The sequence below is a fragment of the Thiohalorhabdus sp. genome, from assembly GCF_046545655.1.
Lineage (GTDB): Bacteria > Pseudomonadota > Gammaproteobacteria > Thiohalorhabdales > Thiohalorhabdaceae > Thiohalorhabdus.
The window spans coordinates 36238-62733 of record NZ_JBKGZG010000009.1; the positions used below are offsets into that span (position 1 = coordinate 36238).

The 26496-nt window shown below is 70.9% G+C and carries 27 protein-coding genes; 12 read left to right on the plus strand and 15 right to left on the minus strand.

All coding sequences use genetic code 11. The annotated features are described in order from the left end of the window. Nucleotide 1 precedes the first annotated feature (1 nt). The 3 genes from ACLFRB_RS03570 to purU are packed head-to-tail and all read right to left on the minus strand — an operon-like array spanning nt 2 to nt 2427. Nucleotides 2-508 carry a WbuC family cupin fold metalloprotein gene (locus tag ACLFRB_RS03570; protein WP_411067628.1) on the minus strand — a complete coding sequence of 169 codons (507 nt, stop codon included), beginning with the start codon at nt 506-508 and terminating at the stop codon, nt 2-4. 55 nt (nt 509-563) lie between these two features. Then, the gene (locus tag ACLFRB_RS03575) at nt 564-1529 is read right to left on the minus strand and encodes an alpha/beta hydrolase (RefSeq protein WP_411067629.1); all 966 of its coding nucleotides are present in this window, start codon (nt 1527-1529) and stop codon (nt 564-566) included. 37 nt (nt 1530-1566) lie between these two features. After that, the gene (gene purU, locus ACLFRB_RS03580; protein WP_411067630.1) at nt 1567-2427 is read right to left on the minus strand and encodes a formyltetrahydrofolate deformylase; all 861 of its coding nucleotides are present in this window, start codon (nt 2425-2427) and stop codon (nt 1567-1569) included. Between the two features lie 248 nt (nt 2428-2675). On the opposite strand from purU, the gene rnk reads away from it, so the two are divergent. Beyond that, nucleotides 2676-3089 carry a nucleoside diphosphate kinase regulator gene (gene rnk, locus ACLFRB_RS03585; protein WP_411067631.1) on the plus strand — a complete coding sequence of 138 codons (414 nt, stop codon included), beginning with the start codon at nt 2676-2678 and terminating at the stop codon, nt 3087-3089. Nucleotides 3090-3105: 16 nt separating this feature from the next. Here the strand turns inward: rnk and tgt are convergent, their stop codons facing one another. Continuing rightward, nucleotides 3106-4227, minus strand: coding sequence for a tRNA guanosine(34) transglycosylase Tgt (gene tgt / locus ACLFRB_RS03590; protein WP_411067653.1), 1122 nt, complete (start codon nt 4225-4227; stop codon nt 3106-3108). Between the two features lie 237 nt (nt 4228-4464). Continuing rightward, the gene (gene queA / locus ACLFRB_RS03595) at nt 4465-5499 is read right to left on the minus strand and encodes a tRNA preQ1(34) S-adenosylmethionine ribosyltransferase-isomerase QueA (RefSeq protein ID WP_411067632.1); all 1035 of its coding nucleotides are present in this window, start codon (nt 5497-5499) and stop codon (nt 4465-4467) included. A 361-nt stretch (nt 5500-5860) separates the two neighbouring features. Between queA and ACLFRB_RS03600 the strand changes: the two genes are divergently transcribed. The 4 genes from ACLFRB_RS03600 to ACLFRB_RS03615 all read left to right on the plus strand — a co-directional run bounded on the left by ACLFRB_RS03600 (nt 5861) and on the right by ACLFRB_RS03615 (nt 11249). Beyond that, nucleotides 5861-7210, plus strand: a complete 1350-nt coding sequence (locus tag ACLFRB_RS03600; protein ID WP_411067633.1) for a M18 family aminopeptidase — start codon at nt 5861-5863, stop codon at nt 7208-7210. A 467-nt stretch (nt 7211-7677) separates the two neighbouring features. Continuing rightward, on the plus strand, nt 7678-8523 hold the full coding sequence (locus ACLFRB_RS03605) for a hypothetical protein (RefSeq protein ID WP_411067634.1): 846 nt from the start codon (nt 7678-7680) through the stop codon (nt 8521-8523). A 348-nt stretch (nt 8524-8871) separates the two neighbouring features. Continuing rightward, the gene (locus ACLFRB_RS03610) at nt 8872-10737 is read left to right on the plus strand and encodes a PAS domain S-box protein (protein ID WP_411067635.1); all 1866 of its coding nucleotides are present in this window, start codon (nt 8872-8874) and stop codon (nt 10735-10737) included. A 137-nt stretch (nt 10738-10874) separates the two neighbouring features. Then, complete coding sequence (locus ACLFRB_RS03615) at nt 10875-11249, plus strand: DUF2237 family protein (RefSeq protein ID WP_411067636.1); 375 nt, start codon at nt 10875-10877, stop codon at nt 11247-11249. 15 nt (nt 11250-11264) lie between these two features. Here ACLFRB_RS03615 and ACLFRB_RS03620 read toward each other — a convergent pair whose 3' ends face one another. The 3 genes from ACLFRB_RS03620 to ACLFRB_RS03630 all read right to left on the minus strand — a co-directional run bounded on the left by ACLFRB_RS03620 (nt 11265) and on the right by ACLFRB_RS03630 (nt 13328). Continuing rightward, nucleotides 11265-11996: a hypothetical protein gene (locus tag ACLFRB_RS03620; protein ID WP_411067637.1), complete on the minus strand. Its 732-nt coding sequence runs from the start codon at nt 11994-11996 to the stop codon at nt 11265-11267. A 177-nt stretch (nt 11997-12173) separates the two neighbouring features. Next, entirely contained in the window at nt 12174-12974 is an 801-nt protein-coding gene (locus ACLFRB_RS03625) for a family 1 encapsulin nanocompartment shell protein (protein WP_411067638.1), read from the minus strand. Nucleotides 12975-12977: 3 nt separating this feature from the next. Beyond that, nucleotides 12978-13328 (minus strand): encapsulin-associated ferritin-like protein, encoded by a 351-nt coding sequence (locus ACLFRB_RS03630; RefSeq protein WP_411067639.1) that lies wholly within the window; start codon nt 13326-13328, stop codon nt 12978-12980. 373 nt (nt 13329-13701) lie between these two features. On the opposite strand from ACLFRB_RS03630, the gene ACLFRB_RS03635 reads away from it, so the two are divergent. Further along, nucleotides 13702-13977, plus strand: a complete 276-nt coding sequence (locus ACLFRB_RS03635) for a hypothetical protein (protein WP_411067640.1) — start codon at nt 13702-13704, stop codon at nt 13975-13977. 61 nt (nt 13978-14038) lie between these two features. On the opposite strand, the gene ACLFRB_RS03640 is transcribed toward ACLFRB_RS03635, so the two are convergent. Beyond that, a complete protein-coding gene (locus tag ACLFRB_RS03640) occupies nt 14039-14245 on the minus strand; it encodes a hypothetical protein (RefSeq protein ID WP_054965119.1) in 207 nt (68 codons plus the stop codon). A gap of 259 nt (nt 14246-14504) precedes the next feature. Between ACLFRB_RS03640 and ACLFRB_RS03645 the strand changes: the two genes are divergently transcribed. After that, entirely contained in the window at nt 14505-15020 is a 516-nt protein-coding gene (locus ACLFRB_RS03645; protein ID WP_411067641.1) for a hypothetical protein, read from the plus strand. Nucleotides 15021-15090: 70 nt separating this feature from the next. Next, complete coding sequence (locus ACLFRB_RS03650) at nt 15091-15468, plus strand: HIT family protein (protein WP_411067642.1); 378 nt, start codon at nt 15091-15093, stop codon at nt 15466-15468. Nucleotides 15469-15478: 10 nt separating this feature from the next. Here the strand turns inward: ACLFRB_RS03650 and ACLFRB_RS03655 are convergent, their stop codons facing one another. Further along, entirely contained in the window at nt 15479-16390 is a 912-nt protein-coding gene (locus tag ACLFRB_RS03655; protein WP_411067643.1) for a phosphorothioated DNA-binding restriction endonuclease, read from the minus strand. 373 nt (nt 16391-16763) lie between these two features. Here ACLFRB_RS03655 and ACLFRB_RS03660 point away from each other — a divergent pair, with 373 nt between their 5' ends. After that, the gene (locus tag ACLFRB_RS03660; protein ID WP_411067644.1) at nt 16764-18596 is read left to right on the plus strand and encodes an RNB domain-containing ribonuclease; all 1833 of its coding nucleotides are present in this window, start codon (nt 16764-16766) and stop codon (nt 18594-18596) included. 34 nt (nt 18597-18630) lie between these two features. Here the strand turns inward: ACLFRB_RS03660 and ACLFRB_RS03665 are convergent, their stop codons facing one another. Continuing rightward, nucleotides 18631-18888 carry a hypothetical protein gene (locus ACLFRB_RS03665; protein ID WP_411067645.1) on the minus strand — a complete coding sequence of 86 codons (258 nt, stop codon included), beginning with the start codon at nt 18886-18888 and terminating at the stop codon, nt 18631-18633. Between the two features lie 182 nt (nt 18889-19070). Between ACLFRB_RS03665 and ACLFRB_RS03670 the strand changes: the two genes are divergently transcribed. Further along, entirely contained in the window at nt 19071-19322 is a 252-nt protein-coding gene (locus ACLFRB_RS03670) for a hypothetical protein (RefSeq protein ID WP_411067646.1), read from the plus strand. A 77-nt stretch (nt 19323-19399) separates the two neighbouring features. Here the strand turns inward: ACLFRB_RS03670 and putA are convergent, their stop codons facing one another. Next, nucleotides 19400-22534 (minus strand): bifunctional proline dehydrogenase/L-glutamate gamma-semialdehyde dehydrogenase PutA, encoded by a 3135-nt coding sequence (gene putA / locus ACLFRB_RS03675; protein ID WP_411067647.1) that lies wholly within the window; start codon nt 22532-22534, stop codon nt 19400-19402. Between the two features lie 234 nt (nt 22535-22768). On the opposite strand from putA, the gene ACLFRB_RS03680 reads away from it, so the two are divergent. Then, nucleotides 22769-23092: a high-potential iron-sulfur protein gene (locus tag ACLFRB_RS03680; RefSeq protein WP_411067648.1), complete on the plus strand. Its 324-nt coding sequence runs from the start codon at nt 22769-22771 to the stop codon at nt 23090-23092. 105 nt (nt 23093-23197) lie between these two features. Here the strand turns inward: ACLFRB_RS03680 and ACLFRB_RS03685 are convergent, their stop codons facing one another. After that, nucleotides 23198-24064, minus strand: a complete 867-nt coding sequence (locus tag ACLFRB_RS03685; protein WP_411067649.1) for an NAD(P)-dependent oxidoreductase — start codon at nt 24062-24064, stop codon at nt 23198-23200. Nucleotides 24065-24241: 177 nt separating this feature from the next. On the opposite strand from ACLFRB_RS03685, the gene ACLFRB_RS03690 reads away from it, so the two are divergent. Beyond that, the gene (locus ACLFRB_RS03690) at nt 24242-24724 is read left to right on the plus strand and encodes a hypothetical protein (protein ID WP_411067650.1); all 483 of its coding nucleotides are present in this window, start codon (nt 24242-24244) and stop codon (nt 24722-24724) included. 275 nt (nt 24725-24999) lie between these two features. On the opposite strand, the gene ACLFRB_RS03695 is transcribed toward ACLFRB_RS03690, so the two are convergent. Then, nucleotides 25000-26121, minus strand: coding sequence for a CapA family protein (locus tag ACLFRB_RS03695; RefSeq protein WP_411067651.1), 1122 nt, complete (start codon nt 26119-26121; stop codon nt 25000-25002). Nucleotides 26122-26201: 80 nt separating this feature from the next. Beyond that, on the minus strand, nt 26202-26496 hold a 295-nt coding region (locus ACLFRB_RS03700; protein ID WP_411067652.1), incomplete at its 5' end, for a hypothetical protein.

Below are 26496 nucleotides of genomic sequence, written 5' to 3' on the forward strand. Positions count from 1 at the left end.
CTCATTCCCCCGCGGCGATCCTCGGTGGGGCCGCACCCGCCGGCGCGTGGCGCAGCCACTCCTCGAAGGCCGCCGCCCCGGCCTCGCCCTCCGCCGGGGCCCAGGACGCGAAGTCCTTGTCGGCGAGCGGGGCGTAGGGGCCCGGCTTGATCTCGAACAGCACCGTGGCCGGCTCCAGGGCGGCCACGCTGTGCCACGCCCCGGCGGGGATCTCCACCCCGTACAGCGGCCCGCCGGCGCGGATCTCGCAGCGCTCCGTGACGGTGCCGGCCTCGTCGAAGGTGAGGCAGGCCGCCGCGCCCGAAAGCGCCAGGAACAGCTCCCACTTGGGGGGATCGTCGTGGCGATGGGGGCGCACGTAGGTCCCCGGCTCGAGGGCGTTGAGCATGCGCTGCACCGGGTCGGCCAGCTCCGGGTGCAGGTTGTCGTTGGCCCGCAGCCGCTCCCGCCCCTGGGCGGCGTCGCTCAGGCGGGCGACCCGCTGGTGGTCGATGGGGGTGATGGGCAAGGTCTCCTCCCGATTGGTTGGGCCCGGGGCGCCGATCCCGGCGCATGACCGCCCCTCAGGCCTCCGCCAGGGCCTCCCCGGCCAGCACCGGCCCGACGAAGCCGCGGATGGCCGCCAGCACCTCGGGGGTGGTGGCGGGGCTCAGCAGGTCCCCGGCGAGGGTGTGGCGGGCTGGGTCCTCGGGCTCCTCGACGGGCACCAGCTCCTTGCGGGCGGCCCCCAGCCGGCGGTAGGCGGCGCGGATGGCCGAGGGCGCGACCACCCGGTCCCCGGGGCAGTACAGCGCCTGGGTGGGCCGGCACGCACGCCCCAGGTCCAGGGCCCGCACCAGGCCCACCAGGCGCATCATGGGCACCAGGGCCGGGGTGGGGAAAGCCGGCGTGACCAGGCGGGCGTGCTCCTCGGTGGCCGGGGTGAAGCGGTGGGTGGCGCCGTGGATCCACGGCGACCACCACTCGGCGCCCGGCAGCAGCAGGAGCTCCGCCAGGGGGTGGCGGGGGCCGAAGTTGGGGGAGACCAGGACGTAGGCGGCCACCTCCGGCGGGTCCACGGCGGCCGCCAGCCAGGTGGCCAGGGTCCCGCCGGTGGAGGTGCCCACCACCACGACCCGCTCCCCCAGCCGCTTCCCCACCGCCAGGGCCTCCCGGGCATCGGCCAGCCAGTCCGCCGTTCCCACCTCGGCGAGGGCCGCGCCGTCGCGGCCGTGCCCGGCGAGCCGGGTATGGAAGATGTTGGCCTCCCATTCCGCCGCGAGACGCTCGCACACCGGCACCAGCTCGCGGTGGGACCCGGCGAAGCCGTGCAGGTAGACGATGGCGACGGGCGCCCGCGCGGGGCGCGCGGGGTTCGCCCAGCGGATGGTCTTGGCCAAGTGGGACCGGAGGTCCGGCACCGCCCCCTCCCGCTCTTCGATGTAGCGCTGCAGGGCCGCCGGCTCCTGCGGCACCTGCGGCGGCGGGGGCACCTCCACCGCCGGTGGCCGCGCCAGTCCCAGGGCCGCGCTTACCGCGCCGATGGGCATGGTTCCCCTCCCTTTGCCATTGCGGGGCCCCGGATAGTCAGGTCCCGAACACCACCGTGCGGTTGCCCCACACGGCGACGCGGTCCTCCAGGTGCCAGCGCACCGCCCGGGCCAGGACGCTGCGCTCCACCTCGCGGCCGCGCTCGCGCAGGTCGGCCACGCCGTCGCGGTGGGAGACGCGGATGACGTCCTGCTCGATCACCGGCCCGGCGTCCAGCTCGCTGGTGGCGTAGTGGGCGGTGGCGCCGATGAGCTTCACCCCCCGCTCGAAGGCCTGGCGGTAGGGGTCGGAGCCGGCGAAGGCGGGCAGGAAGGAGTGGTGGATGTTGATGATCCGGCTGGGGTGGCGGGCCACGAACCCCGGCGACAGGATCCGCATGTAGCGGGCCAGCACCACCAGCTCCGCCCCCCATTCCCCCAGCTGGTCGAGCATGGCCGCCTCGGCTTCGTCCTGGGCTCCCTGCTCCACGGGGATGTGGCGGTAGGGCAGGCCGAAGGCCTCCACCGCCTCGCGGTGGTCGGGGTGGTTGCTGATGACCCCCACGACCTCCGCCGGAAGCTCCTCCCGCGACCAGCGCCACAGCAGCTCCAGCAGGGCGTGGTCGGGCTGGGAGACCAGGATCGCCATGCGCTTGTGCTCGGCGGCGAAGGAGAGGTGCCAGTCCATTTCGAAGGGTTCGGCCACCTCCCGGCGGAATTCCGCCCGCAGCCAGTTGCCCGGCGGCTCCACATCGGGGCTGCGGAAGGCCACCCGCATGAAGAAGCAGCCCTGGTCCGGGTCGGTGGTGTGCTGGTCGAGGGCGGTGATATTGCCCCCGTACTGGGTCAGGAACCCGGATACGGCGGCCACGATGCCCGGCCGATCGCTGCAGGTGATGAGCAGGCGTGCGTGGGACAAGGCGGGGCGCTCCTTTGCCGCGACCGAATCGCGTGCCTCCCCTGCCACTATGGGTGGCGGGCGGACCGGCCGCAACCGGCTCCCGGGCGCCCGGCCGACGCGGATATTCCCCCGGAGCTGGTAGCGGCCTATAGTGGCTCAATAAGGCCCCTCGCCGGCCGGCGGCGCGGGGCGGGATATTGGTTTGCTTCGTCCGGCACCGTACCCCTGCCCGGCGGGACGCCGGGCCCCTACCAGGGAGGCCTCCCATGGCATCGCAACCCCCCATCATCCTCTCGAGCCTCGACGTGGAGCGCATCGAGCGGCTCCTCGACAGCGGCGCCTACGACGACCAGCCCGGCCTCGACCGCCTCATCGGCGAGCTGAACCGGGCCAAGATCGTGGATCCCGAGGAGGTCCCGCAAGGGGTGGTGACCATGAACTCCACGGTGCGGGTGCGCGCCCAGGACGACGGCCGGGTCCAGGAGTACACCCTCGTCTACCCCCGCGACGCCGACGCCGGCGCCGGCCGCGTCTCCGTGCTCGCCCCGGCCGGAAGCGCCCTGCTGGGGCTTTCCCAGGGCCAGCACATCGACTGGCCTTCGCCCACCGGCCAGACCCTCCACCTCGAGGTGGAGGAAGTGCTCTACCAGCCCGAGCCCAAGGGCGAATACCACCGCTGAAGCGGCATCCCCTGGCCTACCCCTGCCGCTCCCGGAATCCAGCGGCGAACTCCTCGAACCGGCCCTCCTCCACGGCGCCCCGCATGGCGGCCATGAGCTCCTGATAGAAGTGCAGGTTGTGCCAGGTGAGCAGCACCCACCCCAGCAGCTCGCCGGAGCGGAACAGGTGGTGGAGGTAGCCCTTGGAGTAGTCGCGGGAGGCGGGGCAGCTGGAGCGCGGGTCCAGGGGCTCGTGGTCGTCGCGGAAGCGGGCGTTGGTGAGCTTGAGGTCGCCGTCCCAGGTGAAGGCCAGCCCCCGGCGGCCGGAGCGGGTGGGCAGCACGCAGTCGAACATGTCGATGCCGCGCTCCACGGCGTCCACCAGGTCCACCGGCTTGCCCACGCCCATCAGGTAGCGCGGCCTGTCCGCGGGCAGCACCGGCGTGGTTACCTCCAGCGTGTGGTTGCGCTCCGCCGCCGGCTCGCCCACCGCCAGGCCGCCCACCGCGTAGCCGTGGAAGCCCATCTCCACCAGCCGCCGCGCCGATTCCTCGCGCAGGTGGTCGTGTACGCCGCCCTGCACGATGCCGAACAGCCCGTAGCCGGGCCGGTTCTCGAAGGCGGCCTTGGAGCGCTCCGCCCAGCGCAGGGTCAGGTCCAGGGAGCGCTTGGCCTCGTCCGCCTCGCAGGGATAGGGCGGACATTCGTCGAAGACCATGGTGATGTCGGCGTCGAGCAGGCGCTGGATCTCCACCGAGGACTCCGGGGTCATCTCCCAGTAGCTGCCGTCGATGTGGCTGCGGAAGGTGACGCCGTTCTCGTCGAGCTTGCGCAGGCCGGTGAGCGACAGCACCTGGTAGCCGCCGGAGTCGGTGAGGATGGGGCCGTCCCAGTTCATGAACCGGTGCAGGCCGCCGAACTCCGCCACCCGCTCCGCGCCCGGGCGCAGCATGAGGTGGTAGGCGTTGCCGAGTAGGATCTGCGCCCCGGTGGCCGCCACCTGCTCGGGCAGCATGCCCTTCACTGTGCCGGCGGTACCCACGGGCATGAAGGCGGGGGTGTCGATGGGGCCGCGCCCGGTGTGCACCCGGCCGCGCCGGGCGGCGCCGTCGGTGGCGAGGAGCTCGAATTGGAAGTCGGGGGTTTCGGTCACGGAGATCCCTCAAAAAGGCGAAAACGACGACTTCGGTGAGCCGCCAAGCACGCCAAGTACGCCAAGAAAAAAAAAGGCGGAAACTACGATATGTTGGTTATGGGTTCTGTGGGAGCGGCCATTGGCCGCGACAAATGGCCGCTCAAGCAAGTCGCGGCTGATAGCCGCTCCCACAACCCGCCTTCCTGATCCGGCCGGGTGGCCCATTTTTTCTTGTTTGCCGGCCTTGGCGTCCTTGGCGGTTCAATCTTCTCCTGGATGCAGCAGGCACGCGTCCCCGTAGGAGTAGAACCGGTACCCGGCCTCCACCGCGTGCGCGTAGGCGGCCTTGATCCGCTCCAGGCCGGAGAAGGCGGCCACCAGCATGAGCAGGGTGGATTTGGGCAGGTGGAAGTTGGTGACCATGAGGTCCGCGGCCCGGAAGCGGTAGCCCGGAGTGATGAAGATGTCCGTCTCGCCGCTCCAGGGCCAAAGCACGCCGTCCGCGCCGGCGGCGGTCTCCAGCAGGCGCAGGCTGGTGGTGCCCACCGGCACGATGCGCCCGCCCGCCTCGCGCACGGCGTTGATCCGCTCCGCCGTGGCCGCCTCCACCACCCCGTACTCGGCGTGCATGACGTGGTCCTTCGTATCCTCCACCTTCACTGGCAGGAAGGTGCCCGCGCCTACGTGCAGGGTGACGGTGGTCCAGTCGATGCCGGCGGCTTCCAGCTCCGCCATGAGCCGGTCGGTGAAGTGCAGCGCGGCGGTGGGGGCCGCCACCGCCCCGGGCTTGGCGGCGAAGCGGGTCTGGTAGTCGGCGCGGTCGGCCGCTTCGTCCTCGCCGCCGCGGATATAGGGCGGCAGGGGCATGTGGCCATGGGCGTCCAGGGCGGCCATGAGCGCCGCGCCGTCGCGGTCGAATGCCAGCACCACCTCGCCGCCGTCGCGCTTCTCGGCCACCTCGGCGGCGAAGCCCTCGGCGATGCGCACCGTCTGGCCGGGCCGGAGCCGCTTGGCCGGGCGCGCGAAGGCGGCCCAGCGCGGCCCGCCCAGCGGCTTGTGCAGGGTCAGCTCCACCCGCACCGCGTCGCGGTGGCCCACCAGGCGCGCCGGGATCACCTGGGTGTCGTTGAACACCAGCAGGTCCCCGGGCCGCAGCAGCCGGGGCAGGTCGCGGACCCCGTAATCGCCGAGGCCGTCGGGCCGCACCTCCAGCAGGCGCGCGGCGTCCGCCGGGCGGGCGGGATGCTGGGCGATGCGGTCCTCCGGAAGCTGGAAATCGAATTCGTCGATGCGCATTGGATTCGTCGGTTTGCAGGGACGGCCAATTGTACGGGGTGGCGACAGGGGCTGCATCCGCCGCCCGGCTTCCCTTCCTTGGGCCGCTGTGGGAGCGGTCCGTGACCGCGACCAATGGGCCCCTGGGACGAGTCGCGGCTGGTAGCCGCTCCCACATCCCCCATTCCCCACGCACCGGCCGAACCCGCGTGGCCGGAAATCGCGGCCATCGCCCGTCGGGGAGCAGAGCTTGTGGGAGCGGCCAGTGGCCGCGAGGCCGTTGCCCATCCGAGGCCGTCGCGACGGATTCCTGCCGGGGGACTCCTCCCCTTGGCGCCCGGTTCGGTAGGATGGGGCTTTTCCCCGCAAGAAGGCGCAGCGCATGAACGAGCAGGACCGCCGCCAGACCGCCCAGGACCTCCTGGACTACATCGACGCCAGCCCCAGCCCCTGGCACGCCGTGGCCAACGCCATGGAGACGCTGGACCGCCGGGGCTACCGGCGGCTGCGGGAGGAGGAGACCTGGGACCTGCTCCCGGGGCGGGCCTACTACGTGGTCCGGGACGACTCCAGCCTCATCGCCTTCCGCATCGGCAACGCCGCCCTGGAGGACGCCGGGTTCCGCATCGTCGGGGCCCACACCGACTCCCCCGGCTTCCGGGTCAAGCCCAACGCGGCCTTCGCCAAGGGCCCCCTGGCGGCCCTGGGCACCGAGATCTACGGCGGCCCCATCCTGGCCACCTTCACCGATCGCGACCTGACCCTGGCGGGCCGGGTCTTCGTGCGGGACAGGGACGCCGAGACCGGCGTGTCGCCCGTGCTGGTGAGCTTCGGCCGGCCCCTGGTTCGCCTGCCCAACCTCGCCATCCACATGAACCGGGAGGTGAACAAGGAGGGGCTCAAGCTCGACTACCAGGAGCAGCTGCCCCTGTTCCTGAGCGCCCTGTCCGAGGAGCTGCCGCCGGAGCGGCAGTTCCGCCGGCTGCTGGCGGAGCAGGCGGGGGTGAAAGCGGAGGACCTGGTCTCCTGGGGCCTGGCGGTGGCGGATACCCAGCCCGGCGCCTTCTGGGGCCCGGACAACGAGTTCCTCGCCGACAGCCAGCTGGACAATCTGGCCTCCTGCCACGCCGCGCTGGCCGCGCTGCCGGAGGAGACCGCCGATGCCGGCGTGGCCGTGGCGGCGCTGTTCGACCACGAGGAGGTGGGCAGCGAGTCCTACAAGGGGGCCGCCGGCAACTTCCTGGAGAGCGTCCTGGCGCGCATCGCCGAGGAGCTGGAGCTGAGCGAGGGCGGCTACCGGTCGGCCCTGGCGCGCAGCTGGCTTCTGTCCGCGGACATGGCCCACGCCACCCATCCCCACTACCCCGGCCACCACGAGCCCCAGCACCCCGTGAAGGTCAACGAGGGCCCGGTGATCAAGATCAACGCCGCCCAGCGCTACGCAACCGACGAGCTGGGCGAGGCCTTCTTCGCCCACCTTTGCGAGGCGAGCGGCGTTCCCTACCAGCGCTACATCCACCGCAACGATCTGCCCTGCGGCTCCACCATCGGCCCCATGATGGCGGCGCGTCTCGGCCTGCGCACGATGGACGTGGGCAACCCCATGTGGGCCATGCACTCCCTGCGGGAGAGCGCGGGGGCCCTGGACCACGGCGCCCTGATCCGGGTACTGGAGACCTTTTACACCACGGGGCAAGGCGGGGCGGGCGCGTCCCTGGACATCCTGCCCTAGCCGGACCCGGGCGGGGTGTCCGGCGGTCTGTCCAGAATCTGTCCAGGTAAGGGGTCCGGCGAAGGGCCTTCCCGAGTAGGGCCGATTCCTGACGGGATTGGGGAAACCCCCTAGGCCCTTTGCGAAGTTTTCCACGCAGCCTGTGGAAAACCTTGTGGAAGAAAGGGGTCGGTTCCCAGGAGAAAGGGGACGAAAGACGTCCTGCCTAATCTTTAATCAAAACAGATTCTTTAAAAACAGTAACTTACTCGTAAGTCCTTGCGTGGCCGGGCTCCCCGCGGCCCTTGACAGCGCTGGCCGGGTTGTGGACTGGGCCGGGGGGCATCCTCTACGGGCCTACCCGGTACGGGTGTCCGGATGGGACTGCGCCGCATGTACCAAAACCTCGTTTGGGACTGTCCAGAACGGGGTGGTTTTCCGGTATAGTTGTGGCTTCCGGTTCCCTTGTGTCCTGGCTGGAAGTTGCCGTGAGCCATTCCTACTATCCGATCAAGCAGCTTTGTCCTCCGGACAACTGTCCTTCGTTGAGCAGCTGCGAGACGGCGGACCAGGCCGTGCAGATGCTGCGCAACCGCCTGGAGGAAGCGGCCATGGAGCAGCCGGACCGGCGCCTGGACCCCGAGGACATCGCCCGCCTCACCAACGCCTTCATGGACGAGCTGTCCTTCCTCAAGGGCCCAGACTGCCTCTCCTCCATGGGCAGCACGGGCATGCTGTCGAACCGCCGGCAGCTCCTGTTCGAGCGGATTCTGGTGGCGCGCTTCGAGGCCTTTCTGACGGACGGCCCACCCGGTCCCAACGATCCCGAGGGGCCGCGCATCTCCCGCCGGCTCCTGCCGGGCCTGTTCCGGGCCCTGGAGGACTTGGCCGGCACCGCGCTGCTGGAGGAATACCGGCGGCGCGCCCGGGAGGTGTGCGAGGAGATCGTCGCCGAGGGGGGCAGCGAGGGCCTCTGGGTGCGCCTGGCCCGCGACCCCCGCGCCCGGGACCTGGCCAACGGCTTCGCCGCCGAGCTCGCCCCCATGTTCGCCGAGCCTGCCGAACCCTACCCGGTGTTCGTGCGGCGCATCATCAACGCCCTCCCCGTCGGCACGGCGGACGAGGACCCCGGACTGCTGTTCCGCTGGCCCCACTACCTTCTGGTGGTGCGCGCCCTGTTCGCCGATTTCCGCAACGCCTACCGCAACGCGGGCCTGGAGAAGCGCCTGGAGCTGCGCTTCGACGCCGAGCGGCGCGCCCACATCGCCCGGGCCCTGCTTGCCCTGGACAAGGCCAACAAGCAGGTGGCCCAAGAAGGGGCGGGGGCTTACTGAGACCCTCTCGGGTTCCCCCCTATCCCTGGTAGGGAGTTTTCCACCTATCCTGTGGAAAACTATGTGGAGGGAAGGTCTTCCGACCCCTATTGGATGGGCCTGATCGGGCCCTGCCCACCCTTTGATCAAGTAAAAACCATTGAAAAACAGTCGTGTATTTTTAATCCTTTGTTTGTGCGGGGTCGGCGGGCTGGTGGGGATGCCCCCGGCGCCTGTGGAGGGCCTTGCCCGGTAACGCGCCGGGAGTATCCGTTTCCCGTGCCGCTGAACCTTTGCCCGGGGAAGGATCTCTGAGGGAATAGGCAGGTTTACTCCGGGGATGTATCCCCACCCCGAAAGAGGTCGGTAGTGCGAGGCAAGGATCAGGCGGGTCACTCGGAAGAGCAGCTGCTGTTCACCAACGCCCTGTTGGAGGCGCAGTTGGAGACGTCTCCCGACGGCATCCTGGTGGCCGATTGGAACAACCGGATGCTGGCCTGGAACCAGCGGTTCCTGGAGATGTGGGACATCCCCCGGCCGGTCATGGAAAGCGGGGAGGGCCTCGCCGCCATACAGGCCGTGCTGGACCGGGTGGCGGATCCGGACGCTTTCCGCGGGGAGATCCTCCGGTTGTACGACGCCTTGGAGGAGCCGGAGACCGGGGTGGAGGTCCGCCTCAAGGACGGCCGGGTCCTGGAGCGCCATTCCCGCGGGGTCCGGGACGAGCGGGGAACCTATTGGGGCCGGGCCTGGTTCTATCGCGACGTCACGGAAAAGAAGCAGACCGAGGCGGCCCTGGAGGCGAGCGAGGAACGATTCCGGACCATCTTCGAGCGGGCCGCCCTGGGCATCGGGGTGGCCGACCCCGAGGGGCGGATCCGGGCGGCCAACCCGGCCCTGGAGCGCATGCTGGGATGCCCGGCGGCGGAGCTGTACGGCAAGAGCTTCCTGGAATTTACCCATCCGAGGGATCGCGAGGCTGGCCGCCAGGCCTTCGAGGAGCTGGTCTCCGGGGAGCGGGATGGCTATGGCCAGGAAAAGCGCTACGTGACCGGGGACGGGGACGTGGTGTGGGGTCGGCTGGCCGCATCCGCCCTTCCGGGCTGGTTCGGCGACAAGGGGCCCTGGTTCCTGGGGCTGGTGGAGGACGTTACCGAGTACCACGAGCTGCTGGAGGAGCTGTGCCTGCTGGCGGAGGTGTTCCGCAGCGGGAACGCGGTGATGATTACCGACCCCGAGGGGCGGATCCTGCGCGTCAACCAGACGTTCTGTGACATCACCGGCTACCGGGCCGAGGAGGTGCTGGGCCGGACCCCGGAGCTGTTGCAATCCGGGGTCCACGGCGAGGACTTCTATCGGAACCTCCGGGAGACCCTGGAGGCCCATGGCCACTGGGAGGGAGAGATCTGGAACCGCCGCAAGGACGGCAGCCTCTATCCCCAATTGGAGACCGTCACCGCCGTGCGGAACGAAAGTGGGCAGGTGGCCCATTTCGTGGCCACCTTCTCCGACATCACGGAGCGCAAGCTGCTGGAGGGTGAGCGGCAACGGCGGGCGTCGGCGGTGGGGGAGATGGGCCGCATCCTGGCCCATCAGCTCAACCAGCCCCTGGCCGCCATCGCTTCCTACGCGGAGGGCTGCCTGCGACGTCTGCGCCGGGACGAGCCGGATACCGACGAGGTGGCTGGCGGCCTGGAACAGATCCGAAGCGAGGGCGAGCGGGCCAGAGGAATCATCGACGATGTCCGCCACTACCTGCGCGGGGAGCGCCCCGAATTCCGCCCCACGGATATCAACGCCCTCCTCCATTCGGTGCTTCCGGGAAGGGATTCCGCCGGTGGCGAGGCGTCTCCCCGTGTAGAGCTGGAGCTGGCCGACGAGCTGCCCCGGGTATTCGGGGATCCCGTCGCCCTGCAGGAATGCCTGTTGAACCTGGTGAACAACGCCGTGGATTCCGCCCGGGAGCACCAGGGGGACGAGGCCCTGCTAGGGGTCACCACCCGATGGCGCAACGCCCGGGTGGAGGTGGAGATCCGGGACAACGGCCCCGGCATCCCCCCCGGTCTCGAGGAGGAGGTGTTCCAGCCCCTGTTCACCTCCAAGGAAGAGGGCACCGGCCTGGGGCTCCCCATCTGCCGGTCGGTAGCGCGGAACCACGGGGGCGATCTCTGGGTGGAGGCCAACAGACCGGGGCCGGGGGCCGCCTTTCACCTCACCCTGCCGGTGGAAGGCTGAGACCCTCCAGGGGGAAGCCATTCGCACCGCCCCCCTGACCAGGCGCGCCCTCGGTAAGGCGCGGCGGATTCCTGCGGGTTGTGCGGGGTCGCGCGGGGCGACTAGGATGCCCCCAAAAGCGGAGCCAAGAGGATTCCATGAGCGAACAGAAAGCGCGCAACGTCCTGGGCGACGAGCTGGAGCCCTGCGGCATCGATCCGCCGGCGGGCTTCTACCGCACGGGCCGCTGCGACACGGGCCTCCAGGACCTGGGCAACCATTCGGTGTGCGCCGAGGTGACCGCGGAGTTCCTGGAATACACCGCCGCCCGGGGCAACGACCTGGCCAGCCCGGTGCCGGAGCTCGGCTTCCCGGGCCTGGAGCCGGGGGACCGCTGGTGCCTGTGCGCGGCCCGCTGGCAGGAGGCCTTGGAGGCCGGGCAGGCGCCGCCGGTGCGGTTGGCCTCCACCGAGGAGAACGCCCTGGAGGTGGTGCGGCTGGCGGATCTCCGGGCCCACGCCATCGACGGATAGGCGGGGCCGCCCCCATCACCGGTCGGGGTAGGCGCGCTCCAGCTCGTAGCCCAGCAGCTGGAAGGCCCGGAACCGCCCGCGGGGGTCGTAGATGCGGATGGTGGCGGTGCCCCGGGCGAAGAAGCCGAGCGCCGGCACGAACCAGCCGGTGTCGTGGCACTTCACACGCGCACCGTCCGCCTCCGTCCGCTCATGGATGTCCTCCACCTTGAACGCCGGGTGCTCCCCCATCCCGGTCTCCAGCGCGCGGGCGGCGATGACGCCGATGGTCCCTTCCTCCGCCGCGCCGCTTTCGTACTCCAGCCGCCGCTGCGCCCGGTAGCCGGGGAACGGGGTGCCCGGCAGGTAGCGCGCGGGCCCGTGGCGCAGCCGGCCGTCCGCCTCGGTGCCCTGCTCCACCAGGGACCGGTCCGCCTCCTGGTGGAAGTAGGTGGCGCCGCGGTCGGCGAAAGGCCGTCCGCCGCCCGTCAGGTGCAAGGCGTAGGCGAAGGCGAGGCCCTCCCCCTCTCCGTCCCCGGCCAGCGCGGCGTAGGTGAGCCGCCCGGACACGGGCAGGACCCGGAACCCCCCGGCGAAGAACCCCGTCACCGAATATTCCCAGACATCCCCATGCCGGATGGGTCGGGTGCGGATGGCGGCGGCTTCCGGGGCGTGGTCCATATTGGCGACGATCCCTTCCTCGTTGTCCGCGACGGCACGCTTGGGGCATCCAAGCATGAAAGCCAGACGCGCAGGCTCCCCCTTCATGGCTCCCCCTCGCACCCTCTTCGGCCGGGTGGCAATGGCGATGGGACACAAGTCCACGTTGGTCCGCTTTACACCCGGTGACAACCGGGTGTGTCCGGCTACCTGTTCGGGGTCAAATCGGGGGCGTGTCCGGAAAACGGGGCCCGGAGGGCGGGCAAGGCCCCGGGGAGGGGAGGCTCAGGCGGTCAGGGTGCACACCGCCCCGGGCTCCTGGAGCTGCAGGACGATGCTCTCGTTGACGAACAGGTGGTAATGGATGCCGTCGTTGGAGTCGTAGCCCACCATCAGGTCCTGGCCCTGCACCAGCCGGCCCACGTGCGCATCCACCACGGCCGCGCCGCGCACGGGGGCCTTGAACACCCCCAGCTCGCACAGGCTCTTCAGGTGCTGGAGCTGGAGCATGTCCGTGCCCTCGTAGCGGCGGAACAGGTTGTTGTAGTGGGTGGGGTCCGCCACCAGGGCGTAAGGACCTTGGTAGCCGGACCCCTCCAGCTTCTCCACCGCCGCCAGGAGGTCGTTCAAGGCCTGGTCGCTCTGGGTCCAGTCGCTGAGCTTGGCCTCGTTGCGGTGCGGGGCGTTCATCAGACCGTAGAGGTGGAAGTCCGGCTGGCCGTAGTAGACGAGCTCCTCCTCGCGGGCGGCCACCGCCTCCGCGGCGTCCTCCACCGGAGACAGGTCCAGCAGCTGGCCCATGTCCAGGTAGGCCTGGATACGGCGCACGGAGAGCTGGCAGCTCTTGCGCAGCATGGGCACGGAGATGGCCTTGCTCATCACCGCCCCGGCCTCGCCCTCCTCCGGCGTGCGGCAGTAATCGTCGGTTCCCGCCTCGATGGAGGTCAGCCCCAGGCCGTAGGGGCCGTCCAGGTCCAGGAAGCGCCGAGCGGTGAGGCGCTCCCGCGCGGCGCTCCGGGCCGCCTGGTCGATGCCCTCCCACAGGTCCGGGGGAAGGGCGGCCTGCTCGCGGTTCAGGTAGTGCACGGCTCACGCTCCTTTCAGGGGGCCAATGGTGGATTGGGCGTTGCCGCCGCCGGATCCCTCCTCGGCTTCCGTGATGGACCCCTCGGTGAACAGGTACTGGCGCAGATGGCTGTCGAAATCGGCGCTGTTGCGCCGCAGCCACTCCAGCACCATGGCGGCGTGCTCCACCTCCTCGCGCATGTTGTGCAGCAGGACCCCGGCAAGCTCCTCGTCCGGGGCGGCCTCCGCGCGCTGCTGGTACCAGTCCACCGCCTCCAGCTCCTCCTGGAGGGAGACCAGGGCGCGGTGCATGTTCAGGGTGTGCTCCGAAAGCCGCTCCAGCGGCTCGTGGAAGGAATCGCTCGCTCCGGCCATGGGGCTCCTCCGGGACGTTGGCTGATGGTTCCCCAGTCCCAACGGGCCATACCCGGCGGGCAGCGTCCATCGGGAGGGTTACGGGGAGCCGATGCCGGGGGCGCGGAACTTCCTTGGGGCGGGGCGATAGGATTGTCCCAGATCCCCAGGAGGATGGGGCGGGTCGTTGGAAAACAGGCGCGGAACGGGCCGCTCCGGCGCCTCTTGCGCCTGGACGCAAGGCCCACGGGCCCGGAAGGCGTCCTTCCGGGCCGGGAAACCCCCATTCCCGGCGGGGCAAAAAGGCGCCCACAGGGGAAGTTGCGGGGTGTTGCCCGTAAGGGACACCGGGTATAGGTTTGAAGGGAACACCTTAGTCAAAAAGGGGAAGCAGATGCTGGCTAGGCTGTTGACGGCGGCGGCCTTGCTCCTGCCCCCGGCCGGGCCGGTTCTGGCGTGGATGTGTCATTCCCCCCTGGACGGGGAGCGCTCCCACGACATGTACATAAACGGATCCAAGGCGGGCAAGATCCAGCAAGAGGACGGGAAGGGCTGGTCCGCCTACTGCATGGCGGGGAACCGCTTCGTGCGCGAGGACGGCGAGAAGTTCTACGGGGAGGACTTCTCCGAGGCCGCCCAGGCCTTCTGCGACCAATGCGAGGAGCCCTGAAGCCCCGGCCCCGAGGCCCAACCCCGGGCGCTTCCGAAACCCTTGGAACGCATCCCCAGGCCTACTCCTCCAGCCCCGCCCGCACCATGGCCGACCGCAGGGCCGAGGCCGCCGCGCTCCGGCCGATGTCATCCTGGGCCGCCTCCAGGACCTCCTCAAGCAGCTCCGCGTAGCCGTCGCGCAGCGCGTCGATGGTCTTGCCGCCGCCCCGCTCGGCGGCGATCTCGTAGAGGATGCGGCGGATGTCCTCGGCTCCCTCGTCGCCCATGGGGCATGCTCCGTGCGGTTCCAGTGGGAATCCGGATCTTGGCAGGTTTGCCGGCCCGCGCCCATGGCCCGGGCGACCCTCCCACCCCAACATACCGCCCCGGCCTGCCACAGCCCGGATGGGGTCTGCTCCATGGGCGGGAGCATGGACGGCGACTCCCGCCCCCACTAGACTCTGGGGCCGAATCCCCAGCCTCCAGGATTCCCCGAACCGCCCAACCGCGCCCGGGCGACGGCCCGGGGCCAGGATGGAGAACGCCGTGATCCGCACTCTTCTCTTGCTTTCCGCCCTGTTCCTGCCCGCCGCCGCCCTGGCGGTCCCCGCCGGGGTGCCCCTCTGGGAGGACGCCGCCACCGGCATGAACCGGGACGAAGTGCTTTCCCGCTTCCCCGAGGCCCAGGGCCTCGCCCCCGACCAAGGCGACCAGCCCAAGCGCCCCGAGCAGGGCAAGGAGCGGGTCCGCATCCCCGAGGTGGAGATCGCCGGCGAGCGTTACCAGGCGGGCTTCTACTTCCTGGACGGGGCCCTGGCCCGGGTGGTGCTGGAGCTGCCCCGCGCCGAGGGCATGCCCTTCAGCCGCGGCCTGAAGCTGACCGAGGAGGTGCGCGACGCCCTCACACAGACCTACGGCGAGCCCGCGAGCAAGGACAGCAGCGGCAAGGGGTACATGGCGGAATGGGAGGACGGCCCCACCCTCATCCGGCTGGTGGTGCTGACCGAGACCTACAAGGTGAAGAAGTTCCAGATCATCTACGAGCCGGCGCCGGAGGACTGAGCCCGGTCTTCTCCCGTGGCGGTGGCTCCGCTTCGGCAAGCCCCCAGCCCTTCGGAAAGGTGGGACCCCAGTGCCTGAGGATTGCCCCTTTTGCGAGCTGGCCGCGGACCGCGTGCTCTGGTCCGACGATCATGTCCGGGTGGTTGCCGACGGGTTTCCAGTGACGCCCGGGCACATGCTCATTATCACCCGGCGCCATGTGGGCTCTTATTTCCAGACCACGGACGCCGAGCGGGCCTCCATCGCCGCGGCCCTCGACGCGGCCAAGGGGCTGGCGGAGCAAGACTTCCAGCCGGATGGGTTCAACATCGGCATCAATGACGGCCCGGCCGCGGGCCAGACCGTGCCCCATCTGCACGTCCACTTGATGCCCCGGTACGCCGGGGATGCGGAGGATCCGCGGGGCGGGGTTCGCTGGCTGTTTCCGCAAACGGCGAGGTATTGGTGAGAAGTCCCGCCTAATTCAGATTCAGTTCATATCGCCCCTTCCCTTTGAACACCTCCCGCACATGCCACTGCAGGAAATCCGGCTGCGGCGCGAGCTCGGAGAGGGCGGGCCTGTGGATCCGGTCGCCATTGAAATCGAGCAGCCACCGCTGGAACCCCTCGTTGCCGTGGGCCATGCTAGAGACGGACAACACCAAATCCGGGTCCAGAGTGAAAGCGCCCACGTCGAACAGCTTGTGGTGCAGGGTGCACAGGGCCAAGCCGTTGGCCGTATGGTCCGGGCCGCCGGCCTGGTGCCACTTGATGTGGGCGGCCTCGATGGCCACGGTCTTGTCCTGCATCTCGATCTTCAGCCCGCAAACGGCGCAGCGGTAGCCGTAGGCGAGGAGCACCTCCCGGCGGAACTTGGGGTCCCGGATCCGGGTGGTGGATTCCGCGGTTCCGGCGATCTCCAGGTCCAGGCCGACGGACTGGAGGAGATCCTCGTGGTAGGTGGCTGGGAAATGGGCCCCTAAGAGCAGTTCGGCCACCACCCGGACGGCCTCCGGGTCCTCCTGGAAGATCTCCAGAATCGGCTCGGGGAATCCGCCCTTCACACCGTATTCTCGGAATACCCCGGCGTTGGGTAGCTTGCGGTCCAGCGGCAACTGGATGCCGCCTTCAGTTGTCAGCTCCCAGACGCCATCCGATTGGAGATGGAAGAAGGGGTATTCGGGATGGTAGGTCTGTCGAGGCGGGCCGAAGTCCTCGAGGAGCTGTTTCATGGGACCCTCGATCTCGGCATAGGGCAGCTCCTGCTGCCCCTTCCGCTGCAGACAGCCCAGGGCCAGAAGCACCAGCAAGGGCTTGTGCGGCGCCCGCTGGCCGTTGGCCTTCCAGATAGTCAGTCCACGGAACTTCTCGGTGAGCTGATCCCGGTCCATGCCGCTCCTGTTCCTTGGGTTGTGGACTTGGGTGTGGTGGCTGGGCGTTCCAGGGGTGAGCCCGAGGACCAGCCCGGCAACAGCCGGGCTCGCTCCTGAGACCTTGCCGTTTACCCGAAGGTCTGGGGACCGGTTTCGCAAAGACGCGAGATCCGCGCTTAAAGGGACTGTTCCGGCCGTCGCCCCCCGTAATCTTCAATCGTTACAAGCTTGTACCGCCCGCGCCCTTTCCGGTCAACCCAGGCCAGGGTTTCGCAACTTTAATCCGGAAGCGGAACCCCGGTACCCGGAGTCGAGCACAGGCGGTCATACAGGTACACTCTAGGGACCCGATGATCGGGCCCGAAGAACGTTCCCCCCAACAGGTGTTTCCATGAACCCTTCCTCCCCCACCCCCGGAAACCTGGTTCTCTACAAGCAGCAGCCCGCTCGCGTCCAGGACGTGGACGGGGACAAGGTCGTCCTGCAGCTGGCGGAGGGCGGCACCAAGCGGGTGCGGCCCAAGGACGTGGCGGTGCTGCATCCCGGGCCGGTGGCCGATGTGCGGGGCCTGGACGCCGGGACCGGGGAGATCGAGGAGGCCTGGGAGGCCTTCGCCGGGGAGTCGCTGACCCTGGCGGACCTGGCGGAGCTGGCCTACGGGGAGTTCACGCCGGCCACGGCCTGGTCGAGCTGGCGGGCCGTGGCGGACGGCCTGCTGTTCGAGGGCGAGCCGGACGCCCTGGTGGCCCGCGATCCCGACACCGTGGCCGCCGAGCGGGAGCGCCGGGAGACCAAGGCGAAGGCGGCGGCGGAGCGCAAGGCGCTGCTGGAGCGGCTGGGCGCCGGGGCCATGGAGCCTAGGGACGCGGCCGACCTTGCCGAGGTGGAGCGCCTCGCCCTGGGGACCTCGCGCACCAGCTTCATCCTGCGCGAGCTGGGCCGGGAGGAGACCCCCGAGGAGGCGCATCGCCTGCTGCTGGAGAACGGCTACTGGGACCACCTCGCCAACCCCCACCCGGCCCGCCAGGACGCCCCCGCGGCCTGCGCGGAGGGCGAGGTGCCGGACCTGGCCGGGGAGGAGCGCCGGGACCTCACCCATCTGGCCGCCTGGGCCATCGACGACGCCGGCAACACCGACCCGGACGACGCCGTCAGCCTGGACGGCGACCGGATCTGGGTGCACGTGGCCGACGTGGGCGCCGTGGCGCCGCCGGAATCGCCCCTGGACGAGGAGGCCCGGGAGCGCGGGGCCACCCTCTACCTGCCCGACGGCATGCGCACCATGCTGCCCCCGGCGGCGGTGGAGCGCCTGGGCCTGGGCCTAACGGACCCCTCCCCGGCCCTTTCCGTGGGCTTCCGGGTGGAGGAAGACGGGGAGCTGGCCGACATCGAGGTGGTGCCGAGCTGGGTGCGGGTGACGCGCCTCTCCTACGAGGAGGCCGACGGGCGCATGGCGGAGGACCCCCTGGCCGCCCTGGCGCAGGCGGCGGACCGCTTCCGGGAGCGGCGCCACGCCAACGGCGCGGTGGCCTTCCAACTGCCCGAGGTGGTGGTGCGCCTGGTGGAGGGGGAGGTGGTCATCCGGTCCATCCAGGAGCTGGCCAGCCGCCGGCTGGTGACCGAGCTCATGGTCATGGCCGGCCACGCGGTGGCCCGGTTCGCCCAGGCGGAGGACCTCGCCATCCCCTTCGCTACCCAGGAGCCGCCCAAGGGGGAAGCGGAGGGCGAGGGGCTGCTGTGGGCCTATTCCCTGCGCCGGCTCATGCGTCCCTCCCGGGTGCAGCTGGCCCCCGAGCCCCATAGCGGCCTGGGCCTGCACGCCTACGCCCAGGCCACCAGCCCCCTGCGCCGCTACCACGACCTCGTGGCCCACCAGCAGCTGCGCGCCCACATCACCGGAGGCCGGCCCGCCGATCGGGAAACCCTGGATCAGCGCATTGCCGGCGTGGGCGAGCGGGTCCGCGCCCTCCGGCGCTCGGAGCGCCTCTCCAACCAGCACTACAAGCTGGTGTACCTGCTGCAGCGCGGGGAGTGGCAGGGCGAGGGCGTGGTGGTGGAGCGCCAGGGGGCCAAGGGGCGGGTGCTGATTCCTGAGCTGGCCCTGGAGACCAACGTCACCCTGCCCAAGACCACCCAGCCCGGCGCCGAGGTGGTCCTCCACCTGCTGGGCGTGGACCTGCCGGCCCTGGAGCCGCGTTTCCGGGCCGAGGAGGCCGCCGGCTGACCCGGCCCCCTTCCTCCGGGCGAGGCGAGCGCCCTCAGGACTTCGGCGCCTCGCCCCCGGTCTCCTCCGCCACCAGGCCCTGGATGAGGAAGCCGAGGTGGTCCAGGCCCTCCTGGAACTCCCAGAAGAAATTCCCCTGGGCCTCCTCCCCCTCGGGAACCTCGACTTCGTTCCATTGCTCCCGCAGGTCCCGGGCGTCGGCCTCCGGGGTGTCCGACTCCATGAGCAGGGTGGTGTAGAGCTGGGCGACGGCGTAGTTGAGGGCCTCGATCTGGCCGCGGTTGTCCGCCATGGCTGGCCTCCTGGATTGGGTTCGGGCGGAGGGCCTATTCCACCAGGAAGGGGGCCGGTGCGCCAGGCGGCCCGCCGGCTTCCCGCGTTCCTTCCAGGCTCGAATGGGCCTCCCCGCATGCAACCTCCCCGCCCCGCCTATGGCCCAACCAGTAGGAAGGGATCGATCCGAAGGAGTCCGCCATGGCCGAAGTCCGCAACCAACCCGAGGCCGTGGACGAGCTGCGCCAGGAGCTGGCCGCCCACCGGGCGGTGCTGGCCAGTCTCGCCACCCAGCTGATCCTCAACGCCGACAACAAGCATTCCATGCTGGAGCAGGTGTTCACCGAGGCGCTGGACAACGTGGAGCGCGCGGTGGAGCACGACGACCCGCACCGGGAGGCCATCATCGCCCGCGTGCATGATATGGCGGATCTGGTGCAGCACGGCGAATAGGGCGCGAATCCCTCCATACTGGCCGCACCGTCGCGGTCTGGAGGACCGCTCCCACAAGTAGTGGATCGTTGAATCCCCTACCCGTACCGGCCGCCGAGCAGGGTGGCGTTGCCGCCCACGGCGGCGATGTTGTCGGTGACGGTCTTCTCGTGGAGGAAGGGGGTCAGGTAGTGGGGGCCGCCGGCCTTGGGGCCGGTGCCCGACAGGCCGCGGCCGCCGAAGGGCTGCACCCCCACCACCGAGCCGATGATGTCGCGGTTGATGTAGACGTTGCCGACGTTGGCCCGCTCGGCGATGTGGCGGGCGGTCTCCTCCACCCGGGAGTGGACGCCCAGGGTGAGGCCGTAGCCGGTGCCGTTGACGGCGTCGAGGACGCGATCCAGCTCCCCGGGGCGGTACCGGACCACGTGCAGGATGGGGCCGAACACCTCGTCGGGCAGGTCCTCGGGCTCGGCAAGCTCGTAGACCCGCGGCTCGAAATAGCTCCCCGGCGGCGCCTGGCCGGTGGGCTCCGCCCAGCCCACCAGGCGGGCGCCACTGTTCACCCGCCGGGCGTGCTCCTCCAGGCCGGCGCGGGCGGCGTCGCTGATCACCGGCCCCACGTCCGTGTCCAGGCGGGCGGGGTCCCCCACCCGCAGCTCCCACACCGCCCCGGCGATGGCGTCCAGCATGGCGGGGGCCACCTCCTCCTGGAGGAACAGCACCCGCAGGGCGGAGCAGCGCTGCCCGGCGCTGTTGAAGGCGGAGCGCACCACGTCCCGCGCCACCTGCTCCGGCAGGGCGGAGCTGTCCACGATCAGCGCGTTGACGCCCCCGGTCTCCGCGACGAGGGGCACTAGCGGGCCGTCGCGGGCGGCCAGGGCGCCCTGGATGGCGCGGGCGGTGGCGGTGCCGCCGGTGAGGGCCACCCCGGCCAGGCGCGGGTCGGACAGCAGCGCCGCCCCCAGCTCGCCGCTCGGGCCGGGCAGGAACTGCACCGCCCCGTCCGGCACCCCCGCCTCCGCCAGCAGCTCCACGATGCGCATGGCGGTGAGGGGGGTGGCGCGGGCGGGCTTGGCCACCACGCTGTTGCCCGCCGCCAGGGCGGCGGCGATCTGGCCGGTGAAGATGGCGGCGGGGAAGTTCCAGGGGCTGACGCAGAGGAACACGCCCCGGCCCTCGCAGCGCAAGACGTTGCGCTCCCCCGTGGGGCCCGGCAGGGGCCGCTCGGCGAGCTGCTTCCGCGCGGTGACGGCGTAGTAGCGGCAGAAGTCGGCGGCCTCCCGTACCTCCGCCAGGGCGTCGGGAATGCATCGTCCGCCCTCCCGGACGATGCGGGCCATGAGGCCGGCGCGCTCGGCCTCGATGCGGTCGGCGGCCCGCTCCAGGATGGCGGCGCGCTCCTCCACGGGGGTGCGGCTCCAGTGGGGGAAGGCGGCCGCCGCCCCGGCCATGCCGGCCCGGGCCTGGTCCGGGCTCGCCTCGGCTACGGTGCCGGTGACCAGGCGGTGGTCGCCGGGGGAGCGCAGGGTGCGGTCGGTGCCCGGTCGCCGCTGGCCGTTGATGCGGGGAGCCGCGCGCCAGGGGGCTCGCGCGAAGGCCGCCTGGAGGGCGCTGTCCAGCTGCGCCAGCACGTCCGGGTCGTCCAGGGGCAGGCCCGCGGAGCTCTGGCGCTCGGCGAACAGGTCCCGGGGCCGGGGCACCTCCGGTCCCTCCGCGCGGCCGGCGCGCCAGGTCTCCACGGGGTCCGCCAGGACCTCCTCCGGGACGGCCTCCTGGTCGGCGATGCGGTTGAGGAAGGAGGAGTTGGCCCCGTTCTCCAGCAGCCGCCGTACCAGGTAGGGCACCAGCTCGCGGTGACCGCCCACCGGGGCGTAGACCCGGCAGGGCAGCCCCCAGCCGTCCACCACCTCGTTGTAGAGCCCCCGGCCCATGCCGTGCAGGCGCTGGAATTCGTAGTCGTCCCGCTCGCCCATGAGCTCGGCCACGGCGGCGATGGTGTGGGCGTTGTGGGTGGCGAACTGCGGGAAGACGCCCTCGCCCAGCTCCGCCAGCCGGCGGGCGCAGGCCAGGTAGGAGATGTCGGTGTGGGACTTGTGGGTGAACACCGGGTAGTCGGCCAGGCCCTCCTGCTGGGCCCGCTTGAGCTCCGTGTCCCAGTAGGCCCCCTTCACCAGCCGCACCGGGATCCGGGCGCCGCGGCGCGCGGCCTGCTCCCCCACCCATTCCAGCACCGGCAGGGCCCGCTTCTGGTAGGCCTGCACCGCCAGGCCCGTGCCCTCCCAGTCGGCCACGGCCGGGTCGCGGAAGGCGATCTCCAGCACGTCCAGGGTGGGCTCCAGGCGCTCCGCCTCCTCGGCGTCCACGGTCACGGGAATGCCGGCGGTGCGGGCGCGCTCCAGTAGGTCGACGAGCCGGGGGGCCAGTTCCTCGCGCACCCGGCGCCGCTGGGTGTAGACGAAGCGCGGATGGAGGGCGGACAGCTTCACCGAGATCCCCGGCCGGGCCGGCAGGAAATCTTCCCGCCCCGCCACCACCCCGGTGGCGTAGATGGCCTGGCGGTAGGCGGTGATGTAGCATTGGGCGTCGGACTCGCTGACCGCCGCCTCGCCCAGCATGTCGAAGGAATGGCGAAAGCGCCGGTTGTCGCCGGTTCGGGCGCGCTGCAGGGCCTCGCCGATGTGCTCGCCCATGACGAACTGGCGGGCGAGGAGGTGCATGGCCCGCTTGAGGGCCTGGCGCACCACGGGCTCGCTGCTGCGGCTCAGCAGCGAGCCCAGCAGACTGCTGGGGGCCTCGTCCAGGCCGGCCCCCAGCCGCACCAGGCGCCCGGTGAGCATGAGGCCCCAGGTGGAGGCGTTCACCAGCAGCGACCCGCTGTGGCCCAGGTGGCGGTCCCAGGCGGCGCTGCCCAGCTTGTCGTGGATGAGGCGGTCCGCGGTCTCGGGGTCGGGGATGCGCAGCAGCCCCTCCGCCAGGCACATGAGCAGCACGCCCTCGCGGTTGCTCAGGTCGTACTCGTGCAGGAAGCGGTCGAGGGGGTTGGGCTGCTCGCGGGCCCGCTCGACCAGGGCCCGGCCGCGCTCCAGGATGCGCTCCCGGGCCGCCCCGTCGAGGGCGGCCTGCTCGGCCAGCACGGCAACGGCGGGCTCTTCGGGGGCCAGATGGGCGGCGGTGACCGCCCAGCGCGCGGCGTCCCGCTCGGGCCGGTCCAGGCCGAGGATGGGGGGCATGGCCGCTCCTTCCGGCGGAGGCTCTATCTCCCCAGGGTGGGCCGCCCGCCCGGGGCTGGCAACTCGCGACGGTCCCGTTGGGGAAGAGTGGCTCCCCTTCCGGGCAAAATGGGAGTAAACACAAAGTGCTTAGGGGTTAGCGAGGGTTGACCGCGGGCGCCCAACAAGGAAAAGTATAGGGTGGCTGCGGGAAGCCGCTTGCCGCAGCCAAGTTACGCCAACCAGGAGGGAAATATGTCGGAAAGCAAGTTAAGCCGCAGGCACTTTCTCCGCAACGCGGTGCTGACCGTGGCCGCCCTGCCCGCTACGGCGGCGCTGGTCAACCGGCAGGCCTGGGCCGCGGACCGGGTGGACCCCGAGGGCTCGCAGGCGAAGTCCCTGCATTACAAGCACGATGTCGAGGACGTCGATCACGAGAAGTACGAGGAAGGCCAGCTCTGCAAGAACTGCCAGTTCTACCAGGCCGGCGAGGATGATGAGTGGGGTCCCTGCACCATCTTCGGCGGTGACGAGGTGAACGCCAACGGCTGGTGCACTTCCTACGCCCCCAAGGGCTGAAGGCCGGCCCCCGGGCCATCCCGGGCGCACCACGCGGGACCGGCCCGGTCCAGGGCCGGGGCCGCGGTGGCCACCGGTTCCCGGGGACCCCGGGCTCCCTCCATTTCACTCCCCGTTCGGGTCGATGATCCGGTACAGCGCGGAGTAATCCGCCTTTTCAAATCCCTGCATCTCCGCCTTCTCCAGGATGCGGCCGATGGTCTGCATGAGGGAGGAGTCGAGTCCGTCCTTCCGCGCCGCGTCCTCCATCAGGTAGACGTCCTTGAGCAGATGGGTCACGGGGAAGTTGGGGTTGTCGAAGTCGCCCTCCAGCATGCGCCCCAGCTTCTTGTCGAAGGTGGGCGCGTAGAGCGCGCTGTCGCGCAGCACCTCCATGAACTGCTCCACCTCGAGCCCCTCTCGGCGCACCAGGCCGAGGCTGAGGGCGAAGGAAGTGGTCAAGCCGGCGATGAGCTGGTTCATGGCCAGCTTCAGGGCGGCGGCCTGGCCCACCTCGCCGATGTGCTGGGGCTTGGGGCCGAAGGCGTCGAGCAGGGGACGGGCCTCCTCGAACTGGGCCTCCGTGCCGCCGAACATGAGGATCAGGCTGCCGCTCTTGGCCTCGGGGATGGAGCCGAGCACCGTGCATTCCATGAAGCTGCCGCCGGCCTCCTCCACCCGCTCGCGCAGGCTCCGCGCCTCGTGGGGGGCGATGGTGGCCATGTTGACCACCTTGCGGCCCCCCAGCGCCGCGCGGGACCGCTCGTTGAGGAGGACGCCCTGGATGGCGGCGGCGTTGGCCAGCATGGTCACCACCCAGTCGGCCTCCTCCAGGGCCTCGTGCGGGTAGGGGGCCACCCGCGCGCCTTCCTCCGCGAGCGCCCGGGTCTTCTCCGGGCTGCGGTTCCACACGGTGACCCGGTGTCCGGCCTCCAGCAGGCGCCGGGCCAACGGCTCGCCCATCAGGCCCGTGCCGATCAGCGCGATGTTCATGAGCCCACCCCTCCTCGTTGTCGTCCTTCGACCGCGGGATGGTCCCATTTTTTCCACCGCTCCCGCCACAGGCCGGGAACGTCCCCGATCGGCCCGGATGGCCGGGTAAGGGGGCACCCCCCGGGCGTTCCGTGGGCGGGGATGGTATGGATGGGGGAAGCAACCGCGGGGTGACCGATGCAGCCGAGCCTCAAAACCGGCCTTCATTTCGGACTCACCTCCGGGGTGATCACCACCCTGGGCCTGGTGGTGGGCCTGCATGCGGGGACCCATTCCGAGCTGGCGGTGATCGGCGGCATCCTCACCATCGCCGTGGCCGATGCCCTCTCCGACGCCATGGGCATCCACGTCTCCCGGGAGGCGGAGGACATCTACCTCACCGGAGAGCTGTGGATGGCCACGGCGGCTACCTTCGTGGTCAAGCTGGTGATCGCCGCCACCTTCCTGGTGCCCGTGCTGCTCCTGACCCTGCCCGGGTCCATCGTGGTCAGCGTGGTATGGGGGCTGGGGCTGCTCGCGGCCCTGAGCTACTGGATCGCCCGGTCCCGGCATGCCGCACCCTCCCGGGTGGTGCTGGAGCACCTGACCCTGGCCGGGGCGGTGGTGGTGACCACCCACTTCCTGGGCGCCTGGGTCCATCGCTTCTTCGGGCCCCTGTAGCCTGCCTCTCTCCCGGAGCGGTTCCCGGCCGGGCCCGCTTGACCCGCGGGGCGGACCGGAGCAGAGTCGGGACCGAATATACGTTCTAGTCCGGTTCCGCACGGGAGGACCCATGGCCCAACCTGCCCCGCGCCGCCTACCCCGAGGAGGACTGGCGGGCCCTGCAGGAGAAGACCTTCTCTTACGACTTCACGCCGGGCGACAGCGGCTGCGAGGCCTTCCGCAAGACCGAATGCGCCATCGTCGACCTCGGCAACCGCCCCCGGGACTGACCCTCACGACGCGGTGAGACGGAGGGTCCCCGCCCCGTCCCGGGTGGCGGCCGTGCCCAGCCCCTTGCCCAGGGAGGTGAGGAGGTCCGCCAGCCATTGGGCGTCCTCGGGGTCCGCGTCCACGGTCCGGAAGCGGTGGATCCGCATGGGCCGCATGGCCATCCGCACGAGGCGCCCGGTGGCCGGATCGAGCTCCGGGAAGTACATGAGGGACAGGTCGTCGCGGAAGGGGGCGTGCCCGCCGATGCCCTCGTAGTCGTTGAGGAAGTCGCCGCAGCCGTACAGGATCAGCTTGTCGCGGTAGCGCTCCACGGGGCGGACGTGGTGGGAGGAGTGGCCGTGGACCAGGTCCACGGCGGCCTCGTCGATGAGGGCGTGGGCGAGGTGGCGCTGCTCGGTGGGCACGTGGTAGCCCCAGTTGGAGCCCCAGTGGATGGAGGCCACCACCACGTCGTCCGGGCCCTTGATGGCCGCCACCTGCTCGGCCACCTGGGCCACGGCGCGCTCGGCGCGGTCCGGCAGCAGCCAGACCCCGGGCCGCTCGGCGGTGGCGGCCCACTCCGCCGGTATGCCGCTGGTCTCCGAACCCATGGCGAGGAAGATCACCCGTCCCTTGCCCGGCACCCCCAGGACTACCGGCGCCTGGGCGGCCGCCAGGCGCTCCCCCGCCCCCGCCGACGCCACCCCCAACCGGTCCAGCGTGGCCAGGGTCTCGTCCAGGCCCGCGTAGCCCCAATCCAGGACGTGGTTGTTGGCCAGGGCGCAGGCGTCGGTGCCCGCCGCGGGGAGCAGCGCCGCGTTGTCCGGGTGCATGCGGTAGTTGATGCCCTTGCCCCGCCAGTAGTCCGCGCTGCGGGTGACCGCCGTCTCCAGGTTGATGAGGCGCCGGTCCGGGGCGAAGGCCTCCAGCCAGCCCAGGGCGTCCCCCCACACATAGTCCGGCGCCACCCCGCGCGGGATGGGCCCGGCCTCCCGCTCCGCCAGCTCCACGTAGTCGCGGGCGTCCGTGATGTAGGGCTCGTAGAGGCGCGGCGGGCAGCTGGCGGCAAGGATCTGGTCGATGCCGCGTCCGGGCATGACGTCGCCGCAGAGGAAGAGGCGGATGGCGTCGGGGGGTGCGCCCATGGCCGCTCTCCGGGCAGGGGCCTAGGCCCCATTGCACACCTATGCCGGGGGCGCGCCAATGCGGGGAAACGGCGAACGGCTCAGGACGGGGAGAGCTCCTGGTGCACGCTGGTCTCCACCTCCTGGACGGGCGCCAGGACGCCGTTGGCCGAGTCGCGCAGCATGCGCTCCCGCATGGCGTCCAGATAGACGGCCAGGCGCTCGCGCAGCTGGGGCCGCAGCTCCTCCTCGGTGGCGTTGTGGTCGTAGACGTCCCAGACCAGCAGGCCGACGAGCGCGGCGGCGCCCAGCAGCCGTCCGCCCACCCGTCCCCCGGTGCGGGCGGCCTGGCGGCCGCCGGCGCGGGTGACCCGGCCGCGCAGGGCGCCGCCCACC